At 39.8% G+C, this 26,502-nt stretch carries 21 protein-coding genes and 1 pseudogene; 13 read left to right on the forward strand and 9 right to left on the reverse strand.

The window, feature by feature from the left end; genetic code table 11:
• Positions 1–197 precede the first annotated feature (197 nt).
• Positions 198–848 (forward strand): OmpA family protein, encoded by a 651-nt coding sequence (locus tag IPM34_05075; protein ID MBK8954915.1) that lies wholly within the window; start codon positions 198–200, stop codon positions 846–848.
• Positions 849–1,411: 563 nt separating this feature from the next.
• Here IPM34_05075 and IPM34_05080 read toward each other — a convergent pair.
• Genes IPM34_05080 through IPM34_05090 form a run of 3 tightly spaced genes read right to left on the reverse strand, consistent with a single transcriptional unit; the run spans position 1,412 to position 3,574 of the window.
• The gene (locus IPM34_05080; protein ID MBK8954916.1) at positions 1,412–1,609 is read right to left on the reverse strand and encodes a hypothetical protein; all 198 of its coding nucleotides are present in this window, start codon (positions 1,607–1,609) and stop codon (positions 1,412–1,414) included.
• A gap of 30 nt (positions 1,610–1,639) precedes the next feature.
• The gene (locus IPM34_05085) at positions 1,640–3,310 is read right to left on the reverse strand and encodes an amino acid permease (GenBank protein MBK8954917.1); all 1,671 of its coding nucleotides are present in this window, start codon (positions 3,308–3,310) and stop codon (positions 1,640–1,642) included.
• Positions 3,311–3,364: 54 nt separating this feature from the next.
• A complete protein-coding gene (locus tag IPM34_05090; protein MBK8954918.1) occupies positions 3,365–3,574 on the reverse strand; it encodes a hypothetical protein in 210 nt (69 codons plus the stop codon).
• Between the two features lie 16 nt (positions 3,575–3,590).
• Between IPM34_05090 and IPM34_05095 the strand changes: the two genes are divergently transcribed.
• The 3 genes from IPM34_05095 to IPM34_05105 are packed head-to-tail and all read left to right on the forward strand — an operon-like array spanning position 3,591 to position 6,921.
• On the forward strand, positions 3,591–4,991 hold the full coding sequence (locus tag IPM34_05095) for an arginine decarboxylase (GenBank protein MBK8954919.1): 1,401 nt from the start codon (positions 3,591–3,593) through the stop codon (positions 4,989–4,991).
• A 29-nt stretch (positions 4,992–5,020) separates the two neighbouring features.
• Positions 5,021–5,899 (forward strand): agmatinase, encoded by an 879-nt coding sequence (gene speB, locus IPM34_05100; protein MBK8954920.1) that lies wholly within the window; start codon positions 5,021–5,023, stop codon positions 5,897–5,899.
• Between the two features lie 47 nt (positions 5,900–5,946).
• A complete protein-coding gene (locus IPM34_05105; protein ID MBK8954921.1) occupies positions 5,947–6,921 on the forward strand; it encodes a deoxyhypusine synthase family protein in 975 nt (324 codons plus the stop codon).
• A gap of 346 nt (positions 6,922–7,267) precedes the next feature.
• Here IPM34_05105 and IPM34_05110 read toward each other — a convergent pair.
• A pseudogene (locus IPM34_05110) lies at positions 7,268–7,621 on the reverse strand (TraR/DksA family transcriptional regulator).
• Positions 7,622–8,214: 593 nt separating this feature from the next.
• On the opposite strand from IPM34_05110, the gene IPM34_05115 reads away from it, so the two are divergent.
• On the forward strand, positions 8,215–8,382 hold the full coding sequence (locus IPM34_05115; protein ID MBK8954922.1) for a hypothetical protein: 168 nt from the start codon (positions 8,215–8,217) through the stop codon (positions 8,380–8,382).
• A 254-nt stretch (positions 8,383–8,636) separates the two neighbouring features.
• Here the strand turns inward: IPM34_05115 and IPM34_05120 are convergent, their stop codons facing one another.
• Positions 8,637–9,944, reverse strand: a complete 1,308-nt coding sequence (locus IPM34_05120) for a polysaccharide deacetylase family protein (protein ID MBK8954923.1) — start codon at positions 9,942–9,944, stop codon at positions 8,637–8,639.
• A 47-nt stretch (positions 9,945–9,991) separates the two neighbouring features.
• Between IPM34_05120 and IPM34_05125 the strand changes: the two genes are divergently transcribed.
• The 3 genes from IPM34_05125 (at position 9,992) to IPM34_05135 (ending at position 15,331) form a co-directional block, all read left to right on the forward strand.
• On the forward strand, positions 9,992–10,858 hold the full coding sequence (locus IPM34_05125) for a hypothetical protein (GenBank protein ID MBK8954924.1): 867 nt from the start codon (positions 9,992–9,994) through the stop codon (positions 10,856–10,858).
• A gap of 19 nt (positions 10,859–10,877) precedes the next feature.
• On the forward strand, positions 10,878–11,753 hold the full coding sequence (gene lipA, locus IPM34_05130) for a lipoyl synthase (GenBank protein ID MBK8954925.1): 876 nt from the start codon (positions 10,878–10,880) through the stop codon (positions 11,751–11,753).
• A gap of 89 nt (positions 11,754–11,842) precedes the next feature.
• A complete protein-coding gene (locus tag IPM34_05135; GenBank protein MBK8954926.1) occupies positions 11,843–15,331 on the forward strand; it encodes a gliding motility-associated C-terminal domain-containing protein in 3,489 nt (1,162 codons plus the stop codon).
• An 8-nt stretch (positions 15,332–15,339) separates the two neighbouring features.
• On the opposite strand, the gene IPM34_05140 is transcribed toward IPM34_05135, so the two are convergent.
• The 3 genes from IPM34_05140 to IPM34_05150 form a co-directional block, all read right to left on the reverse strand.
• Positions 15,340–16,326 carry an alkaline phosphatase gene (locus IPM34_05140; protein ID MBK8954927.1) on the reverse strand — a complete coding sequence of 329 codons (987 nt, stop codon included), beginning with the start codon at positions 16,324–16,326 and terminating at the stop codon, positions 15,340–15,342.
• Between the two features lie 160 nt (positions 16,327–16,486).
• The gene (gene dprA, locus IPM34_05145; protein ID MBK8954928.1) at positions 16,487–17,593 is read right to left on the reverse strand and encodes a DNA-protecting protein DprA; all 1,107 of its coding nucleotides are present in this window, start codon (positions 17,591–17,593) and stop codon (positions 16,487–16,489) included.
• On the reverse strand, positions 17,583–19,478 hold the full coding sequence (locus tag IPM34_05150) for a hypothetical protein (GenBank protein ID MBK8954929.1): 1,896 nt from the start codon (positions 19,476–19,478) through the stop codon (positions 17,583–17,585). The genes dprA and IPM34_05150 overlap by 11 nt, the downstream gene beginning before the upstream one ends.
• Before the next feature lie 118 nt (positions 19,479–19,596).
• Here IPM34_05150 and IPM34_05155 point away from each other — a divergent pair, with 118 nt between their 5' ends.
• The 5 genes from IPM34_05155 (at position 19,597) to hscB (ending at position 24,506) form a co-directional block, all read left to right on the forward strand.
• Positions 19,597–20,274, forward strand: coding sequence for a hypothetical protein (locus IPM34_05155; protein ID MBK8954930.1), 678 nt, complete (start codon positions 19,597–19,599; stop codon positions 20,272–20,274).
• A gap of 152 nt (positions 20,275–20,426) precedes the next feature.
• A complete protein-coding gene (locus IPM34_05160; protein MBK8954931.1) occupies positions 20,427–20,741 on the forward strand; it encodes an RNA-binding protein in 315 nt (104 codons plus the stop codon).
• Positions 20,742–20,858: 117 nt separating this feature from the next.
• Positions 20,859–22,529, forward strand: coding sequence for a DEAD/DEAH box helicase (locus tag IPM34_05165; GenBank protein MBK8954932.1), 1,671 nt, complete (start codon positions 20,859–20,861; stop codon positions 22,527–22,529).
• A 114-nt stretch (positions 22,530–22,643) separates the two neighbouring features.
• A complete protein-coding gene (gene rseP / locus IPM34_05170) occupies positions 22,644–23,981 on the forward strand; it encodes an RIP metalloprotease RseP (protein MBK8954933.1) in 1,338 nt (445 codons plus the stop codon).
• On the forward strand, positions 23,982–24,506 hold the full coding sequence (hscB, locus tag IPM34_05175; protein MBK8954934.1) for a Fe-S protein assembly co-chaperone HscB: 525 nt from the start codon (positions 23,982–23,984) through the stop codon (positions 24,504–24,506).
• Positions 24,507–24,530: 24 nt separating this feature from the next.
• On the opposite strand, the gene IPM34_05180 is transcribed toward hscB, so the two are convergent.
• A complete protein-coding gene (locus IPM34_05180; GenBank protein ID MBK8954935.1) occupies positions 24,531–25,865 on the reverse strand; it encodes an O-antigen ligase family protein in 1,335 nt (444 codons plus the stop codon).
• Positions 25,866–26,502 lie beyond the last annotated feature (637 nt).

Here is a 26,502-nt window from a genome sequence, read left to right on the forward strand (position 1 = left end):
TAAAATGACATTGTGCTCATTTTGAGAGGACATAGATACACCCTGGTAATAAAATTATTTATTGAAAATATTATATTTTCTTAGTATTAATTTTAAAGTATTGTTAATAAATGCCATTTTGTGGAACATTATTCTGTAATTAGCGTTAAAATTGCAGTATGCAACTACATAGTTTAAGTAACTTACAATACAAGCGTATGTGGATTTTAAGGATGGCCGCAATTCAACTTTTGTTGGCTTTGTCAATACTCTTGATATTTTCCGGATGCCGGGGCGGGGGAGATCAATCTAACAAGGAGGCTTCATCCGAAACCCCATTGGAATCTGCAGTTCTAGATTCAAATAAACAAGTGTATTTGGTTGATACGGACTATGTACATATAGCGGGTCATCATGCACCGGAGGTTAAAAAGATTTTAAAAGAACTTGAGGCCAGGAATTTCGAAAAAGGAACGCTGGCGCATCAGCTTCTGGATTATCTGAAAAGTGGCGTACAGGATTTTGGCGAAGAATTCAAATTTATTGATCTGCAATTCAAAGACCGCACTGCAGAATTCAATCCAAAATTGACACACGAAATTTCTGAACTGGCTGAAATCATGAAAGCTTTTCCAAAACTTCGCATCAAAATGATGTCTTACACAGATAATGTAGGTGGTGAAAAAGCAAATGAAATCTTATCCGAAAACCGGTTAAAAAATATCGTGCAAGAATTGGTTGTCCAAGGTATTGATGAGACCAGAATAGAAACGAAGGCTTATGGTCAGCAATTTCCTGTTGGAAGTAACTCAATCCACGAAGGCCGGCTTATTAATAACAGAATCGAACTTATGGTTCTCAGCAAATAAAATATTTCTAATAGCACGTTAGAATTTTACCTACTACTTTAAAAAGACCGGAGATAAATGTATTCTTCGGTTTTTTTTTTATTAAAAAGATATGTGCTTGTGGCAAAATGATCCGAATTGGCTTAAAGCTGGAAGCTCAACGCTTAAAGCAATGCATACAATTGGCTAACGATTGTTAGTAAAATTGTTTTCAAAGGATAAATGTTTCATAAATTACATTTGAAAAGTGAAAAAAAATTTCCGACCCGAGAATTACTCTGATGCCATAACAGTTCGCTTAGTCACAAACAGGAATAATTATAGGATTAATTGATATCAGAGGGAAAATAAAGAAACATGATTTTGATATGAGTTGATTCCTTAAATGTCTCGAATTTGACCGCTCCATCTGGCGCAAGTCTTCAGACCTGTAATAACGTAGATCATTTCGGGAATTGTATTATTTGATCAAGGTGTTTCAAAGGCACAAGTCGGAAGACTTGCGCCAGCGAAGTCAACTAACAAACCAACAACCAACAACCAACAAACCAACAACCAACAACTAACAACCAACAAACCAACAACTAACAACCAACAACTAACAACCAACAACTAACAAACCAACAACCAACAACCAACAACCAACAACCAACAACCAACAACCAACAACCAACAACCAACAACCAACAAACCAACAAACCAACAAACCAACAACCAACAACTAACAACCAACAAACCAACAACCAACAACCAACAACTAACAACCAACAACTAACAACCAACAACTAACAACCAACAACAACCAACAACGATCATCCGCTCGCAAGTTTGCTTTTACGAATGCTGTAACTAAAATAAATAACGAGACCGATGACCAGCCAGGAAGTAAACCAGGCCCAGTTGGAAGCCGTCATTCCGGTCAGCAGATATGTGCAGCTGGATACCCCTAGAAGCGGAATTAGAGAGAGTTCCTTGGTGAAAGCAAGTGCCGACAAGATGACCATCAGCAACCAGAATATCATCGTTGAAATCTTGTAAGAATGTTCTGTTCCGTCCAAATTAATCAGATGAGGAAAGTATTCCGGAAATAAAAGTGAAACAGAAAAAAAGGAAATTACAACCAATAATGGGAAAATGAACTTTCCATTGATGTACCACAATCTGAAATGACCACTGTTCTCTTCGGTCCGCGGAATAAACAAAATTCCTGCACAAACGAGTACGAAGGCAAATAAGGTTGCTATGCTGGTAAAATCCAGAACAAAAGTTTTGTCGGTAAAAAAAATGGGAAGTCCAACCACCAAACCCGTTACGATCGTAGCGATTGACGGTGTTTTGAACTTGGGATGTATTTTCTGAAAAGCAGGTGGGAGTAAACCATCGCGGCTCATGCTCATCCAGATCCTTGGTTGCCCCATTTGGAACACCAGTAATACACTGGTCATGGCCACAACTGCAATGAAAGAGACAACGATCTGCATCCAATACATGCCTTTCATTTCAAAAATGTAAGCCAAAGGGTCGCCAATGCCGTCAAATTGCTTATAATTAAGAATACCGGTAAGAACCAAAGCGAGTAAAATATATACGATCGTACAAATAATCAATGAATAGATCATTCCTTTGGGAAGGTCTTTTTGTGGATTTTTACTTTCTTCGGCAAAAACACTGATGGCATCAAATCCTATGTATGCAAAGAATACACCACTCACCGCCGTCATGACTCCCGAAAATCCATTGGGCATGAAACTGGCCTGGCCTAATTCATTGACGGGAAACCAGTTCTCAGCCTGAATGAGAAAGATACCCACGACGATGACCAGCAGAATCACAGAAAGTTTTAAAGCCACCATGATGTTGCTCATGTTTCTGGATTCCCGGATGCCAATATAGATAAGGGCGGTGATCAATAAATTGATGATCACAGCAGGCAGGTCAAAGATCACGCGAAGATTTCCGATCACGGGTGCAGTATTCCAGGCATTGATCAACTCCTGGTTGATACTTGCATTTTCAACGGCTTTCCTGGCTTCCATATGCGAACAGGTAAGCCAGTCGGGTATGTGAATTTCAAACCTTTCCAGCAGCGATGTAAAATAATCGCTCCAGCTAAAAGCTACATAGATATTGCCTATGGAATATTCCATTAACAGAGCCCAGCCAATGATCCACGCTGCCAGCTCGCCAAATGAGACATAGGCATAGGTATAGGCTGAACCCGCAACGGGTATTCTGCTTGCAAATTCGGCATAACACAAAGCCGTAAATCCACATGCAATTCCGGTGATGATAAACAAGATTACCACACCAGGTCCGGCTTTAAAACAAGCTTCCCCAAGACTGCTGAAACTTCCCGCTCCAATAATAGCCGCTATACCCAAAGCCGTTAAATCCCTCGAACTAAGTACTTTGTGTAAATGACTCTGGGCTCCCGTGCTTTGAAGATGTTCCAGGGTTTTTCTCCGGCGTATTTCCTTAAACATAAATTGTCGCGTTTTAATATAAATCGTACAGCAAGGGTAAACTTAATCAAAATTTCATTCGTGTTGCCAGGTATTTGCGATTCGTACAAGCCGGGTTGTAAATTCTAAAGATGCCCGATCTGCAGAATTCATCGATCTTCTGCCGGCACATACTGGCCTGCCGGTGTTTAAAAATTCCTGCTCCCGGAATCCAGCTTTAAGCAGCCTGCAGGCTTTGGGATAATCTCTTCTAAATATCCATTTAGCAATATATTTGTGCCGCAAATCACAGAGGTAAAAAATGGTAAACAAGTATTTTGATATGATCGATCAAACCTATTATTTCCCGCAGGAAGGGTTTGATCTGGAAAAAGATAATCTGATTTTCAACGGAATCCCATTGATGGTCCTTATTGAAAAATACGGCACACCATTTAAACTGACCTTTTTACCAAAAATTGCGGATCAGATTAAGAAAGCAAAAAACCTGTTTAATAAATCCATCAGGTCTCTCGAGTACGATGGAAAATATTACTACAGTTATTGTACGAAGTGTTGTCATTTTTCCTATGTGTTGAAAGAAGTTTTACAGCACGATGTCCAACTGGAAACGTCGTCGGCATTTGATATCGATCTCATCCAGAATTTATATAAAAACGGTCTCATAACCAAAGATCATATAATTGTCAACAACGGATTTAAACCCAAACATTATTTGCAGAACATAGCAAGTATGGTCAATTCCGGATTTAAAAACATGATACCGGTTTGCGACAATATCTATGAATTGGATCAACTCGAACCCCTATTGCAAAAAAAATGCAAAGTTGGCATTCGGGTAGCCACAGAAGAAGAACCTAAATTTGAATTCTACACCAGTCGGCTTGGGATTAGGGCTTCCCAAGTTATAGAATTTGCAAAAAACAAATTGAAAAAAAGTAAAAAATTCGATTTGCACATGGTCCATTTTTTTGTGGACACCGGGATCAAGGACACGGTATATTATTGGGGTGAATTAAAAAAAGGAATCAATACGTATATCGAATTAAAAAAACTTTTTCCTTCACTTAAGGCAATCAACATCGGAGGTGGATTGCCCATAAGAAATTCATTGGGCTTTGAATTTGATTACAAATACATGATCCACCAGATCGTAAAAATGATCAAGGAAGCCTGTGATGAAGCCGGAATCAAACATCCCGATATTTTTACTGAATTCGGAAAATACACGGTTGGGGAAAGCGGTGCTACCATATTTTCTGTGCTCGAACAAAAGCAACAAAACGACTCCGAAGTTTGGTACATGATTGATAATTCGCTGATGAATACTTTGCCCGACAGTTGGGGAATTGCCGAACGATTTATTCTGTTGCCCGTTAATAAATGGTTTAACGATTATTGCAGAGTCAATATCGGCGGGCTCAGTTGTGACAATTCTGATTTTTACAATACGGAAGCACAAAATCAGCAGCTGTTCATGCCTAAATATTCAAGAACCGATAAAGAACCTCTTTATCTGGGTTTTTTCCATACAGGTGCTTATCAGGATGCGCTTTCTGGTTATGGTGGGATCAAACACTGTCTGTTGCCTTCACCTAAACACGTGCTTGTCGACCGGGATGAAAATGGAAATTTAGTAGATTGGATATACAACGATGAACAAAATTCAAGAGACATGCTCCGGATCCTGGGATATAATTGATGAATAATTATCAGATTGAAAAATAACATATGAAAAAACAAGCAAAGACCTACGCAGGAGTCGCTGAAAAATTCGGAAAGTTTGAAACTGCTCAGGTATTATTAACTTCCTTGCCCTATGACGGCACAAGCACCTGGGGTAAAGGTGCCGATAAAGGTTACAAGGCTTTTATGGATGCTTCGGAAAATATGGAGCTTTACGATATCGAAACCAACACGGAACCATATAAAAATGGTGTGTATGTCGAAAAGCCATTGAAGTTGAAGGATTGTACTCCGGAAGAGATGGTTGAAAAAATTTATAAAACCGTTGCTGCCCAATTAAAAACCGGGAAGTTGCTGACTTATTTTGGTGGTGAGCATAGCGTGAGTATCGGTATTCTGAGGGCATTTGCCAAAAAATACAAAAAGCTGACTGTATTGCAACTGGATGCACATACAGATCTCAGGCCTTCGTACATGGGTACACCATTTAACCATGCCTGTGCGGTGTTCGAAGCCCGGGAGAATGCCAACCTGATTCAGGTAGGAATACGAAGCATGGATGTTTCCGAGAAGAAATATCTTCAAAAAGACAAAGTGTATTTTGCCCACCAGATCATCGACAATGATTATTGGATGGAAGAAGCGTTGAAAAAAATGACCAATGATGTATACATCACGTTGGATCTCGATGTCTTTGATTCTTCTTTGATGCCTAGCACAGGAACCCCAGAGCCGGGTGGAATGCATTGGTATCAGATGATGCAATTTTTAAGGATGGTATTTCTCAGGAAAAATATTGTGGGCTTTGATATTGTCGAATTAGCTCCATCCAAGGGAAATAAAGCGCCGGAATTTTTAGCCGCTAAATTGTATTACAAAATGTTGGCTTATTATTTTGAAAGAAAAAACAGAAAAAATAAATAGCAGTTCATGCAATTCTTCAACTGCATCACCATGTAAAATTTACGGAGATGAATAAAGGACCTGTTTCACAATTTATCCAAACGCATTACCGGCATTTCAATGCAGCTGCTTTAGTCGATGCTGCAAAAGCCTATGAGTTGCATCTCGCTGAAGGAGGCAAAATGATGGTTACTTTGGCGGGAGCAATGAGTACCGCTGAATTGGGAGTTTCTCTTGCTGAAATGATCAGACAGGGGAAAGTCGATATCATTTCCTGTACCGGAGCTAATCTCGAAGAAGACCTGATGAATCTGGTGGCGCATAATCATTACAAACGCATTCCTAATTACCGGGACCTTACCCCTCAGGATGAATGGGCCTTATTGGAACAGGGACTCAACCGGGTTACAGATACCTGTATTCCGGAAGAAGAAGCATTCCGCCGGTTGCAGAAACATATCCATGCCTTGTGGACCGGTGCACAACAAAAAGGCGAAAGATATTTTCCCCATGAATATATGTATCAGATGCTTTTGAGTGGTGTGCTGGAGCAGTACTATGAAATTGATCCAAAAAATTCCTGGATGCTTGCGGCGGCTGAGCGCAATTTGCCCATCATTGTGCCCGGTTGGGAAGATTCAACCATGGGCAATATTTTTGCATCCTATGTAATCAAGCAGGAGTTGAATGCCAGCACCATGAAAAGTGGAATTGAATACATGGTCTATTTATCAGAATGGTATCGGAAAAATTCAAATGGTAAAGGTGTAGGGTTCTTCCAGATTGGAGGAGGCATTGCAGGAGATTTTCCGATCTGTGTTGTACCCATGATGTACCAGGATCTGGAGTGGCACGATGTCCCGTTCTGGTCATATTTTTGTCAGATCTCCGATAGCACTACCTCTTTTGGATCCTATTCGGGAGCCGTCCCCAATGAAAAAATTACCTGGGGAAAACTGGATATCCATACCCCTAAATTTGTCATTGAAAGCGACGCGACCATTGTAGCCCCTCTGATTTTTGCCTGGATACTGGGATGGTAGATGATGGGTAATAGATACTAGATGATAGTCTTCTACCTTACGCCTTAAGCCTTACGCCTTAAGCCTTACGCCTTAAGCCTTAGGCCTTAAGCCTTACGCCTTTAAGCTAAGAACCTGGATTCCATTGCATGAATAGGGATAATAGATGCTGGATTATTGAGGTGTGATGCTCAGAAACTTGACTTTGGTACTAAGAAATAAAAACTTTTCGCTTCGAGCTTTGCGCTTTAAGCTTCTTCCGCTTTTAGCCTTTCTCTCAGTCCAATGGCGGATTGTCATCCTCTTCCCCAAATAAGGGAGCTTCAGGCCTGGCATCGGGTGGTGGAGCGCCGGGTTTCTCATTTTCTTTGGCTTTAACGCTTTTTGTGGCGTGAGGTACCAATAACAGACGCTGTTTTTCGATGAGTTCGCCGGTAACAGTGCAGATCCCGTAAGATTTATTTTTAATTCGGACTAATGCCATCTCCAGATTCTGGATAAATTGCTTTTGGCGCTCAGCCATTTTGGTCAGGAACTCAATTTCCGTGTGAATGGAACTATCATCAAACCAATCGCCACCTTGTTCATCAGCCATGTTGTCGCGAAGTTCCATCATCTGTTGCTCAATACCCGACAACTCGCTTTTTGATAATTCAAGTTTTTCGTCGATGAGCTTTTTGAATTCCATCAACTCTTCATCTGAATATCTGGTCTTAGTCATTCTCAAAAATTTGGGCAAAAATAGATATATATTTTTTCTTCATTTGAATTTTTTTAAGTTTGAATATATTCAAGTTAATTTATTGTATATTATATAAATATGCATGTAAAATATATATATATATAAGATTTAAAAATGAGCCACCCGGCTCCCACCTGAATCTCGAAGGAGCGCTTTTCATGATTGCAGTTTGCTTTATTAAATTGTTGCACCAAGATGGTTTCATTCAGCTGGAAATTAGCAGTCTTTAAGGCATGTATGAACAAATGTTAAAGTTTTACTTATTATTTGGGAATCAACAGCTTTCGTAATAATTTTGTGGAGTAAAACGAACTTGCAAAAAATAGCCAACGCGAAATTTTATTGTAAGCGGAATACAATCTTCAAACAAACAATTTCTAACTTTTTAGGGTGATTTGCTGCCCATTCCTGCTTGTTGGAATTTCTTTTTTTCAATTCCACAAGTCATTGGTTGGTTCAGCTTATACAAAAGCATTTATCATATAATGTATATATTATTGATTAAAAGTGGGTATATACATTGTTTTTTATTATATTTGTAAGCGGAATCCAGAACATATCATCATCATACCATGAAAAATCCATTCAAAAAACGAGAGAAAAAGGAGAATCCAAAGGCGGAAATCCTTTTAAAACAGGAAGGGCATCTCATTGATTTGCAATCTGACGATATCCATCCTGAAGAACTTCAACCCCAGGGCCAGTTTCTGGAAACCGATGAGGATCTCGGGTATTGCTGATTTTTCATGACCCATACGTCAAGCCTGTTTATTTAAAGGTATTACTCCAAACCTTCAGATTTGCATTGCGCATTTACCAGCACCAGGAGTTTCACTTGGCAGCATGTGAAACTTAAAAATATTCCATTGACTGATTTTTATGAGTTTTGGATGGTTCCCGATGAATTTGCTCATGGGAAATTTCAGAACAGCCAGGTGTAATTCTTGTATGGAACATGCAAACGGAGGATCTTAAAAAATCAGTTGACGTTCGATCAATACCCCGACTTAGTTTCGCGAATAAAATTTTTCAGCAGATCTTCCCACCCTTTCCACTCTCCTTTAAAATCAAAACTACTGTTGTGCCAGATCAGGTGAAAATGTCCTTTATACTTTTGGGTAATTTGCCACAGTTCAGTTAAATCTTCCAGGGTTCTTTGCGGCGAATAATTCAGGTAACTCAGATAGGAACGATCCATTGCTGTGCCTGGAACAATTTTCAAGTTGGTTTCCGAATTTTTTTCCAAATCAAACCAATAAAATGACCTGCAACTGGAAGCCCGAAATCCCGGCATTTCTGGGTAAGCCATAGAATAATCTTCGCGAATATCGCAGTCTATAAGGAAGCGGTATGTTTCCGGTAAGGTAAACTTCAAATAGTGTTGTCTGCTTTTTACAACAGGCTGCCGACACTTATCCTGCAACCGTTTTATTTCGTTGTTTATGATCTCTCTTTGATTAAAACTTTTGTAGGATGGATGAATTCCAATCACACCAAATTCCTGTAGCTCTTCTAAAATTTTTCGAACCGGTTTGAGGTTCAATCGATGATTATTATCGTATGGGCTTTCTCCTCCCGCAAGGATAAAAAAATAAAGAATTTCTTTATCTAAATTCAGTTGTCGGATGTATTCATAACTATCAAATGGGTCTTTGCGAATTCCGAAGTAGATTTTAAGTCTTTCACTAACATTTGTTAGTTCTCCATGAGACAGTTCTCGAAGTGTACCGCCCAGTATCTTAATCCATGATTTGTATTTGTGCTTGTAAAACTGATCGATGTCAAAGCCTATTGAAAACGGTTCATCCGCCGGTTTCAGCTTAATATTTGTATGATAGCATTGTTCGAGTTTTTTTGCGAATTGGAAGACCCAATGATCGACGAGAGGTAATCTCAAAACATTATTTTTAAACAACAAACTTGCGGTGGCGGGAAAACGGCCATGCTTGTCTTTTTGGCGTGGCTCATACTCTTCTATTCTGCTCAAATGCCAGAAGATGCCACTCAGCCAATCCGTACTTGGATCCGGGAAAATGCAATAAGGGATTTTTGATATTAATTTTTCCTTATCTGCAATGATCTTGTCGAAAGTCCACAAAAAGCTGTTGTCGTTTGAAATTCTGATCTCGCGTGATTTGAGTTGCTCTGAACCATGTTGCACGGACATCCCTTCCCATTTTTGGTAGGTTTCTATGCTGGAGCAAATTTCAAAATGCAACTCTGAAAAGTAGGTCCCCATTTGCTTCAACACGTAAGTCAACCTGTTTTCAGGCCGTGGAGCGTATACAAGAACCTTGTTCATTTCGTTATTTTATACGGGCAATGTTTAAAAAATATTACTTTTAGGAGGTGAAAATAACACAGTTGTCGGTGTTGGAGGTGGGCACTCATTGGAATCGGGTTCTTGCGGTTATACAGAAGCATCTGATTAAGGGCTGTATGCTTCTTTGCTTATTCCTGAGCGATATAGAGTCTTTGAGCTGTCAGGTCTCCGGAACCGAAGCCATCCAGTCTGTGCGAAAAGGGATCATTTATAAATCCGAATGGGCCATTGATGCGGCTTTGCATACCGACGGCTTTTACCTGGGCTATCAAAAAGGCAAGATTAAATCATTTCACACCACCAACACATTTCACTTTGATCTCGGTATTTTATATCACCCTCTGGAAACCAAGACTTCAAGACCTTCCAACGTTACTTTCAGGACCTACGATTCATATAAATATGGCAAAAAGAACCATTTGATCAATTTGAGAATGGGGAAGGGTCTGATCAGAACCTTAAGCGAAAAAGCAAGAAAGAAGGGTGTGGCTATTGGTTTTCAGTTGCAGGGAGGTTTGGTTCTTGGGCTGTTAAAGCCCTATTATATTAAAGTCCGCGATGAAAAAGACGGGAGTTTTATCGTCAAAGACATTCGTTATGAAGATTCTCCTGAAGAATTTCTTAATTCCGAGCGGATTTTAGGAAGAAGCAGCTTTTATAAAGGATTTGGACAACTCAGTATTGTACCGGGATTATATGGTAGGGCTGCATTCAGGATTGACCCGGGAGCCTTTGAAAAACTGGTAAAATGTCTGGAGCTCGGGATTCAGTTGGATCTCTATTCCAAGAGGCCGGAGCTTATGGTTTTAGATAAGAATCCCTATCACTATCTGAACTTTTATATCAATCTCCAGTTAGGTTCGAGAAAAAGCCATTCTGGCGGCTCTCAATAGTATCCATTTTTTAAAAAACATGATTGAACTCGACGTAGTACCCAATGCAGAATCTAGACCCAGAAAACCGGATTGGCTTCGGGTGAAATTGCCCATTGGCGAAAATTACAGGCAGGTCAGACAACTGGTAGATCAATATAAACTTCATACAATTTGCCAAAGTGGTAACTGTCCAAATATGGGAGAGTGTTGGGGAGCCGGTACCGCCACTTTTATGATTTTGGGAAATGTGTGTACGCGTTCCTGCAGTTTTTGTGCGGTCAAAACCGGAAGACCACCGGAATACGATACAGATGAACCGCGTAGAGTCGCTGAGGCGATTTCCCTGATGAAAGTAAAACATGCAGTGATTACTTCAGTCAACAGAGATGAACTTGCCGACCGGGGTGCCGAAATCTGGTATCAAACGGTCAGAGCTGTAAAAGAACTATGCCCGGATACTACGATTGAAACCCTGATACCTGATGTAAAAGCCCATTGGCCAGCCCTGGAACGCATGATCAGCGCAGGTCAGGAGGTTGTTTCGCATAATATGGAAACGGTCGAACGGCTCTACCGTTATGTGAGACCTCAGGCCAGGTATTCCAGAAGCCTGGAACAAATAAAGAAAATCAGAGAATTTGGCAAACGGACCAAAACCGGCATCATGCTCGGTCTGGGTGAAACCGTTGAGGAAGTACACAGATCCATGGACGAATTGGTGGAGCATGGCTGTGAGATTCTAACCCTCGGCCAATACCTTCAGCCCACGAAAATGCATATACCCGTACACGAATTTGTTCATCCGGATCAGTTTGCATCTTACAAGGAAGCCGGAATCAAAAAAGGCTTTAAGTACGTGGAAAGTGGCCCCATGGTAAGATCGAGTTATCATGCAGAAAGGCATATTTTTTGATAAATAATCGAGAATTTCATAAGAATCAGTATTTACCCTGATGCTAATTTGGTAAAATTATACTCCCTTTGCAGTTGAAATCAAACATTATGGCGAAAATTATCAACCTAAGCTTCTGTTTATTAGCTTTTTGTACCGTTTTAAAAGCTCAGGTCTACACTGTAAACAACAATTCAGACACCGATGATGGTACTTGTGACGGGGTCCATTGCAGTTTCAGAGAAGCCCTGAATGCTGCTGAAGCCGATGGAATGCCAAGTACGATCGTATTCAATATTCCTGGCGCAGGCCCTCACATCATATCTCCTGTCAGTAATTTTCCGGTGATTGCCAATCCAAATCTGAGCATCCTTGGCGAATCTCAACCAGGCGGCCCGGGTTCTGTTGTCATCGATTTTAATTTTAGAAACTTTTTCGGAATCCCGTTTCTGGCCGTTCAGGCAGGGGCTGTTGCCATTAGTGGTTTGAGTTTTACGGATTTCCGTTTTGAAAATCCAGGAGATTGTATTCTCGATTACAATAATGCGCCCGACTGTACGCTGAGAGCATGTGCTTTTTTATCCGACAATAACCTGCTGCCCGTGCCTGAAAAGGTATTTATCAGGATCCGGAATGCCGATCAATTTAAAATGGTTTCATCCCATATAGGAACAGATCTGGCAAAATCATCTATTCCCCAAACCGAAGGCAAGTTGAAAATCGAAGCCACTCAGGGTATGCAAACGGTTACCTTGGATTCCAATATTTTTACAGCTAAAGTTCCATTAGTAGAAATATATGCAGGTGATGTTTTTATCAATTACAATTTGTTTGGAGCGCTTGATACCAACAAAGGATTAAATTTTCTCGATCCAACGATTGGAATTTTAGCACCTTCTGCGGAACGCTTACTTATCCACGACAATTTCTTTTTTGGATTTCTGAATGCGGCTATTGATATTAGTAATTTAAAACAAACCTCAGTCATCTCCAAGAACAGGTTTTACAACGACAATCAGGATATTACGATCAGCAATTCAAATCAGGGATTAGCATTCATTGTCGATAATTTCGCTAGGAATGGAAGTGATTTTGTCAATGCTGCTGATCTTTCTGAATTTTATGTGGAACGAAACAGCATCAATAATTACGATGTGTTTATCAATGCCAATACTCCTTCCGCATTTCAGATTTCAAGGTATATGGACAACAGATTTACCTGCATTTCAGGTCAGCCTGTTTTTATGCCTCCCAGGCCTGTGCCCAGTATTGTCGCTGTAAACCGGGACATGTTGACGGGCACTGCCATTCCAAACGACAGTGTGGTCATTTATGCAAGAAGCACCTTATTATGTCTAAATGACGATTGTCATGGCGGATTTGAATTGGGACGTACTCAGGCTGATGCAGTAGGTAACTGGACATTAAATGCTGCGTATCCCAATCGGCATCAGCTTTCTGCTTATGAATTTGATTCCAATCCGAATTCAAGACCTCGCATTCATTCAGAATTTGGTAATTGTTATGTCTGTGTGGCTCCAATCCGGATCGTCTTTGCACCATCCCTGTGTTCAGGGCAAACCGTTACGTATCGCGGAAAAGTTTATTCGGATACCAATCCGAATGATTCCATTTTTATCAGAGGAGACGGCGTCAGTATTTGCGATTCAACCATCATTGTCGATGTTCAAGTGGCCAATGCATACAGACAGGTTTTAAATTTGGCTGTTTGTTACGAAGACACACTCACTTTTGGAGCGATACAAATTCATAAAAACAATCTTGTCGATTCATTGAATACCAAGACTGCAAATGGTTGCGATAGTACTGTTGTTTATATAGGCAGAGAAGTTGGAGTGAGTAATTACAGCAGAACTATTTGCGATAATGCTTTTGTAGATATTGGAGGTACGCGCTTTGATAAAAACAACACCAGCGGAATTGCAATCATTGCAGGCGGAGCACAGGCAGGTTGTGACAGTGTAATATTTGTACAACTCAACATCAATAATTTTTCAGAATCATTTTTAAAGGAAAACAAATGTCCAGGAGATGTAGTTGTGATCCAGGGAACCGTATTTAATGAGTCCAATCCGAAAGGCGACGTGACCTTACCCAATGGGTCCAGCACTGGATGCGACAGCATTATTCATGTGGATTTGACGTATCCCAATAATCGGGGATTGTTTTCTACAACAATTTGTATGGGAGATAGCGTATTTGTGGTGAATCGATTTTTCTCCGACCGGAATCCAAGCGGGACCATAACACTGCCTGGCGGATCTTCCTTTGGTTGTGATTCGATTATCGATGTTGCTTTGAATATATTGCAAAATGCGCAGGGTTTTTTCACTGCTGATATTTGCAGAGGAGATACCCTTTTCATACACGGCGAAGCGTTTTTCTCAGGTAGACCGTCCGGTATAGTCAGATTAGTCAATTCGGCTGCCAACGGCTGCGATAGCCTGGTCAACGTAAACACCAATACCATCATGGATGCGATTGGAAATTTTGATACGATCATGTGCGACGGTGCTTCAGTTACTTATTATGGTCAAACCTTTTCAAATTCCCGTCCTCGTGGGAGTTTCAGAATACCCATGGGTTCGTTCAGGATGTGCGATAGTTTTGTAAACGTCAATGTTTTGTTCAATCCTAATGTTTTTTCAAATTATTCAACAACCATATGCCGGGGAGACAGCATTCGTGTAGGGAATTCATTTTTTTCAGTGAACAATCCAAGTGGATCTGTCATATTATCGGGAGGATCTGCTCAAGGTTGCGATAGCACTATCCTGGTAAATGTGCTTTTCAATCCTCCTTTGCAAATCAGTCTCAACCCTTTGGATTTAAAATGCAATCGTCCCAATAGTGGTGAACTTGTGATCAACAGCATTTCCGGTGGTTCGGGGAGTTATCAGGTTTCCGTTGATAACGGTGCACCCATTTCAGGTAATCCAGGAATGATCATAACTGGTTTGTCGGTTGGAAATCATAACATAAGAGTGATTGATCAGTTGGGATGTGATTCAATTTTTAATTTTTCAATTTCAGGTTCTCAGATATTGCAATTGAATTTACCTGGGGATACCACTATAAAAACCGGAGGTGTTGTAAATATCATTCCCACGCTAAATTTTAATTATTCCAATCTGGTTTGGGATCCGAAGGATTTTCTGAGTTGCGATACTTGCTTAGTAACACAATCAAGACCCAATCAGACGATCACATATACCCTCACTGTAAACGACCAGAATGGATGCAGTATATCCGATCAGTTTACAATCACCGTGATAATCGATGCTGCAGAAATTTATGTACCCAATGTATTTTCGCCTAACGGAGATAATATTAATGACACATTTAAACCCGTATTCAAGTTTGAATCCAAAACCAGCATCAGAGTATTCAGAATTTTTGACCGATGGGGTTCTTTGTTGTTTGAGCAATTGAACGGCGCTCCCGGGCAGATATTTGAATGGGATGGTACCTACCAGAAAGACAAAATGATTCCGGGAGTTTATATGTATACCATTTTGTTTGCCGGAGAAGACAATATTGAAAAATGGAAAGCCGGCGATATTACCCTAATGAGGTAGCGATTCGTTTATTTATTCCAAAGTAATTTCCGGATTTTATGATAGATTTCTGAATTCTCATAGATCCCCGAAAAGGATTCTGCGCCGGGCCCATAAGCAAATACAGGAATAATTTCTGCGGTATGGTTTGTCGAAGTGAAGCGCGTTGTCAGTTTCCCAAACAATTCACCTTCTGTGATTGAATATCCACCTGTTTCGTGATCGGCTGTGATCACTACCAGGGTCTGCTTATCTCTCTCAGCGAAATCGATAACTTCTTTTATTGCCCGATCAAAGTCTAACATTTCTGTAATGATGTATTTGGAATCATTGGCATGACCGCCCCAATCGATCTGAGAACCCTCAATGACTAAAAAGAATCCCTTTTCTCCTAATTTATTCAAAAACTCAATTCCATCTTTGGATGCTTTGGGCAAATAATTTCGCCCATTCATAACAGGCAATGGGTCTCCATCTGCGGTGAAGTAACATATTTTCTTCACATCGGGAAGGATCCATTGCTGATAATCCTGTTCAAAGTAATCAGAGACGAAGTAATTTTTTTTCTTGAACGCTTCGATCAGGTTTAAAGAATCTGTTTCCCTTCTTTCAAAATATTTCTTTCCTCCTCCAACAATGAAATCAAAATCAGTATCCATAAGATCCAGTGCAATATCCTCATACGCATTCCGATTGGTGTGGTGTGCATAAAATGCGGCGGGAGTAGCATGAACAATCGTAGAGGTCACGACAATTCCGGTAGACATTTGACGATGTTCGGCCTGTCTGAGTATACTCTCCATCTTTTGTTCGTTAGGGTCCAGTCCCAAATAACCTTTTTTGGTTTTTGCACCACAGGAAAAAGCATGAGCACCTGCTGCAGAATCTGTAATTAAATGGGAGACGTCGTGTGGTTTGTGTAAACCAATGATCGGGCACCTTTCAAGTTCCAACCGGTTTTGATTTTCATACAATCCAGCAGTGATCTGGGAGATCCCCATTCCATCACCAATCATGAAAATAATATTTTTGGGTTTGGAAATTTTAGCCGGTCTTGCAGGAATTTCATTTGATTTAATTTTAGCGATGGATGTCTGGTTAGTAGTACCACAACCGTAAAAAATAAAAATGAAAACGGCAAATAATATTCTGAATCGCATACGGGTATTTTACAGATTAAACCTCCAAAGTATATCTTTTTCCCGGATGTGCGCGCACCAATCCTTTGAATTCAAGGCTTAAGAGGGTACTGGCGAGGTTGCCCGGTTTCATATTTGACAATTGGTGCAGCTGATCAATGTGGATCGTATTAAATTTTTGTAAAATTTCGCAAAGCCCTTTTTCATCTTCATTCATTTCCTGAAATAGGGCCAGTTGAACATTTTTGGGCTGCGAAGCCTCTAAATCCCAGTTCATAGCTTTGATCAGATCTTCTGCCGAAGTAATCAGTTGTGCTTTATGCTCTTTCACCAGCTTGTGACATCCTTTTGAATATGGATCGTGAATGCGTCCCGGATAGGTAAATACATCTTTATTGTAAGAATTGGCGATCTCCGCTGTAATCATGCTGCCGCCACTTTCTCCGGTTTCAATGACCACCAGGGCATCGCACATACCAGCTATAATCCTGTTTCTCATTGGAAAATTTTCACGATCGGGTTTGGTGCCGGTGCAAAACTCTGTGACCAAGCCACCATTCATTTGCATTTTATCAGCCAGTTTTAAATTAGCAAATGGGTAGATTCTGTCGAGCCCGTGTCCAAGAACACCTATGGTTTGAATATTCATATCCACACACATCTGGTGAGCTGCAGTATCGACGCCATATGCAAGTCCGCTAACGACCTGGAAAGGTCCGTGTTGAAGAGCACCTATAAATTCTTCTATCAGCCGTTTTCCATATTCCGAAATATTTCGTGTGCCCACTACCGCTATGGCACGTTCGGGATTGGTTGTAAATGCTCCTTTGGCATATAAAAGTATGGGAGCGTCATTTTGTTGTTTTAGCCTCCACGGAAAATCCTCATTTTCAAAATATAAAATGCGGATACCATGTTTGATCGCAAATTGCAATTCCTTTTCTGCTCTATGCAAAACTGACGGATCGCTCAGATTTTGTAAAGCACTCGAACGAAGAAGGGGAATCTTTTTAAGTTTCCATTTCTTTTCTTTGAAAATTTCCTGCGGGCTTCCGCAAACGCGTATAAGATTTTTTGCAGTAGCGGAGCCAACATTTTCGATCTGTGTGAGTGCTATTTGATAAAGGGTATTTTCATTGTACATATTTAGGGTCTAAGGCAGCTGCCTGATTATAAAATTCTTTTGCTTTGCTCTCATATTCCAGTATTTTACCGGAACTTACTTTGCCAAATTTAGCAAAATCGGTGTAAACTTTTGAAATGAAATAACATAATTCTGCGTCATCATTTTTAAGCTTGTAGGCCATTCCCAAAAAATGCAATGCAAACTGGTAGTTTTGAACTTCTTTATACAGAATTTCATAGCCAACCCGTTTGAGGTATGGAAACATGATGCCCAGATTTTCCGGATCCTTGGTAAGGTAATCCATGTATTTGCTGACAAAATCAAGATCGGGTTTAATTTTAATTACGGATTCAAGTTTTTTGAGAAAGGTGTGAATATCATTATTCCTTTTCAACCATTCGGCAAGGATACCTGCTTTCATATTTAAAGCCTGGCCGTATTGCGGAAAAATCAATAAGGCACGATCAATGTAATTTTCAGCTACCTGAAGATATGTTGATTTTTTGGATGGATCCATTTCAGATTGTGATTTTTGAAAATACGATACACCGGTAAAAAGGTTGATCCGTGCACTGTTTTTCGAAACTTTTACTGCAGCAAGATTCAGGGTAAATCCATCTTTCCAGTCGGGCACCCTTTGAATAGTCTTTGCACTGTAAGCGGTGATCAGAATTCCAAATATGCTCATGGCTAATATTCTGAAAAGCTTTCTATCCGTGTAGTTGAATAAACTGTAAATGAAGTAAGCACTTAAAAAACTAAAAGCCACGGAGGGCATAAAGAGAAAACGCTCATTCATAAAAGTACCAACAGGGAATACGAGGTTGGATACAATCGAAAATGTGATGAAATAATACAACAAACAATAACTGATGATCTTTTTTGTTTTCCTGTAACGATAAGCCAAATACAAAAGACCGAGGGTAACCACTAAAGAAAGCAAGGGTATGAGATCTGTCCATTCCGATTTTGGAACGTGATAAGGATAATAATCGTGGGTGAGGGGATGGGGAAAAAACAATAATTTATAGTACCAGATAAAAGTATAAAAAAGCGTTGCCGATTTTTCTGCAAGAGTCATTCCGATAAAGGGATTGTTCATCAGATCAGTAATGACTTGTCCGCTGCTGAGTAAATAACCGATCACCAACCACCGGACTCCAACAAACAGGGTGGCACAAACGAACAAGGGCCATGAATCGAGGATTGCTTTTTTAAATTCCTGATTTCTGAAATAATAAACCGAGATCGGCATGATGGCCAGAAATGTGATAGCATTTTCTTTTGAAAATAAAGCTGCCAGAAAGCACAGGCAACTTATAATTCCAAACTTTTTCTTTCCGCTGTCAAACTGTTTGATCCATGAAATGGAAGCTGCCAGACAAAACAACAGACACATGATCTCATCGCGACCTTTAATATTGGCTACTGCTTCAGAATGGATGGGGTGAGTGAGAAATAAAACGGATGTGATGGAAGGAATTCCCCAGAGCAGAAAACGAGAAGGCTGGTCTTTTAATAGTATTTTTATAAGGCTGTAAAGTAATGTTGCAGTCAAAGCATACATCAGGATGTTGATCAGATGGCTGACTTTGGGTTTGTTGCCAAACATTTCAAAATCCAAAGCGAAGCTCACCAGGGAAAGCGGCCTGTAACGAGCTCCGGCCACCAAATCCTTTTGTTCTCCAAAATATCCTGTGAAACTCTCAGTACTCAAAATATCCCATATCCCTTTGATTCCTTTCTGGACGTAACTGTTTTCTGAAAAAACGATAATATCATCCAGGACGTAGCCAAAGCTCAATGAGGCGGCATAGAGGATCAAAGCAAGAACCGTGTGGATGCCAAACATCCAGATCCAGTCATATCGGGACAGCAGGTTGAGGATTGGTATTTTCTTCATATCAGCTACACAGTCAGGTTGCCACCATTTGAATGCAAGATAAAAAGTATCTTAAAAAATTTCATATTACAAAAATATTTAATATGTTTGCGGGCTTATGTATTTTTTGAATCGGAATTTGTATCGTATTTCATGGAAGTTATGGGTTTTACTTCTTCTGCCGGTATGTGTTGCCTCGCAAATCAACATCCAGGTTGGTTATGGTATTTCCATGGTCAATCCGAAAGAAAATGAACGGCTTATAAATGATTATCTTATTGAAAATCAATGGATTGCCAACAAGGGTTCCGGTTTAAAGATCTTGCATGGACTGGATCTGGGATTGAAACATAGCTGGTCGCCAATGGCCCTTGGACTCATTTGGAAGAACCGGGCTGGTAAGCTGGAGTTTGAAGGTTTGTCACCGGTTTCCGGAAATCTCTTTAAACAGCAACTTTATTACAGTTTGAACAGTTTTTCTATGTTTTTGGAGACAAATGGACGTTATCTCGGTCTTGGAGCCAGCCTGGACTGGAATGTTTTCAATATAAAACAACGATACACCGGATTGGATAGCAAGATTGGTGTTTCAAGTCAATCAGGTTTGGGGAATCGGTTTTACCTGAACTTAAATTTTCCTGCAACCCACGCCGCACAGATTACGCTACAGATTTCCTATCATTTGCCCATGGAGCAATTCGATGTTAACCCATTGGCTAACAGTATATTAGATTCAAATTCGACAAGTTATTCCAGGGAATTCTGGAAACATTTTGGCATCGGCTTATTGATTTCAAACGGGCCGCAAAACCATTAAAAATCAGGCATCTACAATTAATCAAAAAAAATTAGCATAAATAAAATTGTTGTATCTTTGTATCCATCTAATGATTTAACCGCTTTAATACCCACCTTTCACAAATTCAATCTTTAAATTTTTTATTCTTCATTTTTTAAATATTTTTCACAATGAATCTTTACGTAGGAAACCTTGACTATACAGTTAAGGAGCCACAATTGGAAGCTATGTTTGCCGAGTATGGTGAAGTATCTTCAGTTAAAATTATTACAGACAAAATGACCGGAAGAAGCAAAGGTTTCGGGTTTGTTGAAATGCCTAATGACGACGAAGCCCAGGAAGCCATTGCAAATCTCGATCAAAAAACCATCAAGGACCGTGCAATTTCTGTATCGGAAGCCAGACCACCAGAGCAAAGGGAGAGAAAACCTTTCAGACCTTCTTCAAACCGCGATTCAAACGATCGTTTTAAAAGAAGATATTGATTCAAGACATAAAGGAATTTATATGAAAGCAATAACACTTTCATATTCCTTAAGATAAGACTTCAAGAATACCTGCCCCCGAGGCGGGTATTCTTTTTATAATTATTAAGATCGTACATGCAGAACATTATAAGTTTTGAAGAGCTGGGCATTCAAAAAGATATCGTCGACAATTTGTTGGAATTAGAGATCAGTGAACCCACCGAAATTCAACAAAAGGCCATACCCGTTTTGGTTGAAGGAAAAAGAGATTTTATTGGTATGGCACAAACAGGTACCGGGAAAACAGCAGCTTTCGGTTTGCCGGCAATTCAATCTATTCGTATAAACCACTATCACCCTCAGGTTCTGATCATAGCACCTACACGCGAACTTTGCATGCAAATTGCAAATGATCTAAGAAAATATTCGAGAAGTATTAAAGGACTTCACGTGGTACCGGTGTATGGTGGATCAAGTATTGGCTTACAAATCAAGGCTTTAAAGCAAGGTGCCCACATTGTAGTAGCTACCCCGGGAAGGCTGGTAGATCTCATTGAGAGGAAAGCCATACAATTGGATATGATCAGGCAAGTCGTTCTCGATGAAGCGGATGAAATGCTCAATATGGGTTTCAGAGAGGATATGGAGTTCATTCTTGCGGCAACTCCTGCAGAAAAGTCGACCGCATTATTTTCGGCAACCATGTCGAAGGAAATCAGGGAAATAGCTTCCAACTATCTGAATGATCCGTTTGAAGTTACCGTTGGCAGAAAAAATCTTGGACATCCCAACATCACCCATCAGTATGCCGTGGTACACGCAAAAGATAAGCTGATCGCCTTAAAACGCATTATCGATTTTCATCCTGATTTTTACGGGATTGTATTTTGTAATACAAAAATAGAAACCCAGGAATTAAACGATGCTTTGCTTAAAGACGGTTTTAAAGTGGATTGCATTCATGGTGATCTCGAACAGGCACAAAGGGAAAAGGTCATGCATAAATTCAGGAACAAATATGTTTCCATTTTATTTGCTACCGATGTTGCAGCCAGAGGCATTGATGTTAAGAATCTAACCCATATTATCCATTATCATCTTCCGGATGATATTGAAAACTACACACACCGGAGTGGAAGAACAGCCCGTGCTGGCCAAAAAGGATTTTCCATAGCTTTATTGCATATTAAAGAAGCTTACAAACTCCACCGGATTGAAAAAATGGCCAATCTTAAATTTGGCAGGTATTTGATTCCAACAGCTTCTGAAGTGGCCGAAAAGAGAATATCGGGTTTTATAGAACACGTGGTTGCTTCTGTCGAATCTGAAGCCACGGGAAAATCGGCAAAAAATGAATGGATCTGGCCGTTGATGCAGCTCAGTAAAGATCAGCTGGTGGATTACATTCTGAAAGCTGAATTGAATAAATATTCAAACACTTTCCTCGCTGGTCCGGATGTCAATGTTGAAGAAAAAGTGAAAGAGGTAAAATACATGCACGACGATTCCCGGAGTAATAAATCCAAAGGACGTTCAAGGGATTCTGGTAGTGGAAAAGAAGTGCGGATGTATGTCAGTTTAGGTAAACTCGATCAACTCCGCTATGATGAATTACGCGAAGTCATTTTTAAACTAACGCACGTGAGTGGGCGGATGATCCGCGATATTGATCTGTTCAACAGTTATTCATTTTTCCTGACAGACACCCAGAGTGCAGACAAATTATGCAGCCTGAAAGGGTTGAAATGGAAAAAAAGAGACATCACTTTTAAAAGAGCCGAGGGGAAAAGACCATCCCGGAAATAAAGATCCTGTGTGTAAATTGCAACCGGATTCAGGTTCTTTTTGTTTTTTCGAATAGCTGGTTTGGATATGCCAACAAATTTTTAAGAATTCTGTTAAATCAAAGAAATCGTTTCAATGGAAATATTAATCAAAGTAAGTCAGTTATTGCTCTGTTTAACCATCCTTGTGGTGATCCACGAGTTCGGTCACTTTTTACCTGCAAGGTGGTTTAAGACCAGAGTCGAGAAATTTTACTTATTTTTTAATCCATGGTTCTCTTTGTTTAAAAAGAAAATTGGAGAAACCGAATGGGGATTAGGCTGGTTGCCATTGGGTGGTTACGTAAAAATATCGGGCATGGTAGATGAGAGTTTTGACATGAACCAACTTCAATCAGAACCTCAGCCCTGGGAGTTCAGGTCGAAACCAGCCTGGCAACGATTGATTATTATGGTGGGTGGGGTCACCGTGAATTTTGCTTTTGGATTTTTTATTTTTTCAATGCTCCTTTGGAAAAATGGTCAAACCTATTTGCTGAATAGTGAAATGAAAAACGGTATTGCCGTAGACAGTCTTGCTTATCAGATGGGTCTTCGAGATGGAGACTTGCTGGTCAAAGTTGGCGACCTGGAACTCAAAAAATTTGACAAAGCACAAATCGTAAAAACTTTGGTTCTCGGGAATAATAATTCCGTCACCCTCATAAGAAATGGAGAACAGATCCAGGTTGAAATCAACAAGGAGATCATTTCAAATCTGACCAAACCGGATATTAAAAAATTAGATTTTATTGCACCGCGGGTTCCCGCCATCGTTAAAGAGTTGATGCCCAACTCGGCAGCTTCAAAAGCAGGTATCCTTCAAAGCGATCAGTTTTTAGCCATCGACGAACAGCCTGCAAACTATCTTCATGAGATCCACCGGATCATCAATAAACAGGCAAATAAAGAATTTCATTTGAAGTTGTTGCGTGGTAGTGATACCGTAAGCGTTGATGTTACAACAGATCAAAGCGGAGTCGTAGGAGTGTTTTGGCAACCTATTGATTCATTTATGAAATTTGAAACGGAAACTTTTGGTTTTTTTGCTTCCATTCCAAAAGGCATAACGACAGGATGGGACTTATTAACCAGCCAACTCAAAGCATTCTCAAAAATGTTTAGTGGGGAAATTAAAGCGAAGGACTCATTGGGTGGTTTTGGTTCGATTACCAATATGTTTCCTGCCAGCTGGGATTGGGATGCATTCTGGAGAATGACAGCAGTTTTGAGTATCATTTTGGGATTTATGAATTTACTTCCAATACCTGCTCTGGATGGAGGTTATGTAGTCTTCTTATTGATCGAAGTGATCTCCGGCAAAAAAGTACCGGACAAGGTTGTAGAAAAGGCCACACTGATCGGATTTATATTATTGATGGCTTTGATGATTTATGCCAATGGTTTGGATGTATTGAGAGGATTGGGAAAATAAATGAACTATTTTGAACATTATCAGTTAGCTCCTGCTTTCTATATCGATCAGAATGAGTTAAGAAGAAAGTATTACCAAAAAAGCAGGTCGGTTCATCCGGATCAAAATCCTGAGAATAATTCCATTGCTCATCATGACGATTATTTATCTGCACTGAATAACCAGGCATACAAAACTTTATTACATCCCTTATCAAGATTAAAATATCTGCTTGATACAGAATTTGAAGCAGGCAAAGGGGAGCTTATTCAGGATTCACAAGAATTTCTATTGGAAATGCTTGAGTTACATGAATTCATTATGGAAGCCATCCAGGCCGGGGACCTCAATCTCATGGAACAAGCCAAAGAACAATTGAATTCACTTGAAAAGGACGCTGATGAAAAAGCTTCACCGGCCCTTCGGGATTTTGATCAGGGTTTGCGAAACGATCGCATTAGAAATGAAATGCAACATTATTACAATCAGTTGAAATACGTGAACCGGTTGAGAGAAAATCTGGAAAACAAAGAACCTTCTTTGTAAAGAACTATAGCCTTGGGTTGAAAACTATTTCACGAACCCGTTATATTTCATTGCAGTGTTTTGTTTATAATTGAGGTATATTATTGCTGCAAGAATCCAATAATGCCTGAAATTCATGATGTCCATGGAAATGGATTCTGCGAATGCGATAGCAAGTAACAACAGCAGCAAAAACGAGAACCAATCATTAGAAGGATTGGCAAGTAAAACACTTCGGAACATAGAAATTACAATCAGAAGAAAAACCAGGAATCCTGATATTCCGGTGATTGCCAAAGTCCCCGTCCAATTCGAATGAGGATCGTAGGGTGGTAAATTTTCAGGATATTCCTTATTCGATTTGAGTTGTTCAATTTTCAAATTGTATTGCCCCGGACCGATTCCAAACAAAAAATTTTCTTTAAAAATTTTCCAGGAACTTGCTTTAAAAATGTAATAGCCGGATCCATATACCTCTAATTGATTGTACTTCAAAATACTTTCGTTCGATGTATAAGGGCCATTTTTCCATTTTGCTTCTGAAGCTTGTCCTTCGGTTAAAAATAAAAAATGGGTCAGTAATACATGAGCCAGCAACAGGAAAACAGATATAAGTAAAGATATTTTTTTAAAGAACTGGTATTTGAATCCAAAAAGAATAAACCAGATCACTGCAATGAATAATAGAGATTTTGAAAGCGTTAGAAAAGACACAACTGTAAAAAACAGGGCAGCGACCAAATCCATTTTTTTACCGCTAACGAACAAATGACGATATAAACTAAAACCGATCGGTAAACTGATTACAGAAACATACATGGCAGGAGTCGTTGTAAATCCCTGTAATCGGAATCGATCCCCAAAGTAGGGGTAATTGTAATAGACCTGTGCCGTCGTATTTAAATCAACATAAACAGATAGTAAATAAGCTACCAAGGCCGCAATGCTCATCATCCAACCAAACAGAATAAAGGCAGATGTGATTTTTTGTTTGAGAATGGAAGAACAAGTACATTCAAATCCCCACTGCATGCAATAAAATAATATGATGAGGTATCCTATTCCCAGGCATTCGAGAAAGCCTTCTATACAAGGATGTATACCAAAGGAAATCAGATGGACTAAAAGCCAGGCTGTACAAATCAAAACTACCGGAGAATTGAATACCTGCCTTGTTGTTGTTAATCGAATGGACTGCTTGTTGAATACTGCGAATGAAACCATTCCAATGATGAAAATAATTTCGGGCAGTTGAAATTTATCAGCAAGAACAGGTAAATGGAAAAGATGCTGAAACCCGCACGCAACCAGATATACCAAAAAGAAACCATAAAAGAATTTATGGATCGGTTTATCTTCAGTATTCGTTACCCGCATCAATTCAGGATAATTATTTCGAAAGATAGGAATTGGATAGAAAAGCAAAGAGGTTTTTGAATGGAGTATAGAGAATGGAGTATAGAGTATTGAGTATAGAGAATGGATGAATAGCATTTAGGAACATTAATTTAACCAAATTCCAGCCCCGTAGGGGCGACATATTAATAGAGAATGGAAATATAATAAATCCAGCCCCGTAGGGGCGACATATTAATAGAGATTGGGTCCCGACATGAAATTGCTGAAATAGAAATACATCACCTTTATGTCGGGAAGAAAATTGCGATTATATAAAGATTACAGGAACATTAATTTAACCAAATTCCAGCCCCGTAGGGGCGACATATAAATAGAGAATGCATAAAGCATTTAGGCATATTAGATTAATCTAAATCCAGCCCCGTAGGGGTGGCATATTAATAGGGAATGGATAGGAAGCTTAAAGCGTAAAGCGATAAGCAGAAAGCGCGGAGTGATTGGGTCCCGACATGAAATTGCTGAAATAGAAATACATCACCTTTATGTCGGGAAGAAAATTGCGATTATATAAAGATTGCAGGATCATTAATTTAACCAAATTCCAGCCCCGTAGGGGTGGCTTATTAATAGGGAATGGATAAGAAGCTTAAAGCGCAAA

Source organism: Saprospiraceae bacterium, from assembly GCA_016716185.1.
GTDB lineage: Bacteria > Bacteroidota > Bacteroidia > Chitinophagales > Saprospiraceae > Vicinibacter.

Coding starts and splice junctions, on each gene's coding strand:
- IPM34_05075 (MBK8954915.1), top strand. CDS start 198: ATGTGGATTTTAAGGATGGCCGCAATTCAACTTTTGTTGGCTTTGTCA.
- IPM34_05085 (MBK8954917.1), bottom strand. CDS start 3,310: ATGTTTAAGGAAATACGCCGGAGAAAAACCCTGGAACATCTTCAAAGC.
- IPM34_05095 (MBK8954919.1), top strand. CDS start 3,591: ATGGTAAACAAGTATTTTGATATGATCGATCAAACCTATTATTTCCCG.
- speB (MBK8954920.1), top strand. CDS start 5,021: ATGAAAAAACAAGCAAAGACCTACGCAGGAGTCGCTGAAAAATTCGGA.
- IPM34_05105 (MBK8954921.1), top strand. CDS start 5,947: ATGAATAAAGGACCTGTTTCACAATTTATCCAAACGCATTACCGGCAT.
- IPM34_05115 (MBK8954922.1), top strand. CDS start 8,215: ATGAAAAATCCATTCAAAAAACGAGAGAAAAAGGAGAATCCAAAGGCG.
- IPM34_05120 (MBK8954923.1), bottom strand. CDS start 9,944: ATGAACAAGGTTCTTGTATACGCTCCACGGCCTGAAAACAGGTTGACT.
- lipA (MBK8954925.1), top strand. CDS start 10,878: ATGATTGAACTCGACGTAGTACCCAATGCAGAATCTAGACCCAGAAAA.
- IPM34_05135 (MBK8954926.1), top strand. CDS start 11,843: ATGGCGAAAATTATCAACCTAAGCTTCTGTTTATTAGCTTTTTGTACC.
- IPM34_05140 (MBK8954927.1), bottom strand. CDS start 16,326: ATGATTGGTGATGGAATGGGGATCTCCCAGATCACTGCTGGATTGTAT.
- dprA (MBK8954928.1), bottom strand. CDS start 17,593: ATGTACAATGAAAATACCCTTTATCAAATAGCACTCACACAGATCGAA.
- IPM34_05150 (MBK8954929.1), bottom strand. CDS start 19,478: ATGAAGAAAATACCAATCCTCAACCTGCTGTCCCGATATGACTGGATC.
- IPM34_05160 (MBK8954931.1), top strand. CDS start 20,427: ATGAATCTTTACGTAGGAAACCTTGACTATACAGTTAAGGAGCCACAA.
- IPM34_05165 (MBK8954932.1), top strand. CDS start 20,859: ATGCAGAACATTATAAGTTTTGAAGAGCTGGGCATTCAAAAAGATATC.
- rseP (MBK8954933.1), top strand. CDS start 22,644: ATGGAAATATTAATCAAAGTAAGTCAGTTATTGCTCTGTTTAACCATC.
- hscB (MBK8954934.1), top strand. CDS start 23,982: ATGAACTATTTTGAACATTATCAGTTAGCTCCTGCTTTCTATATCGAT.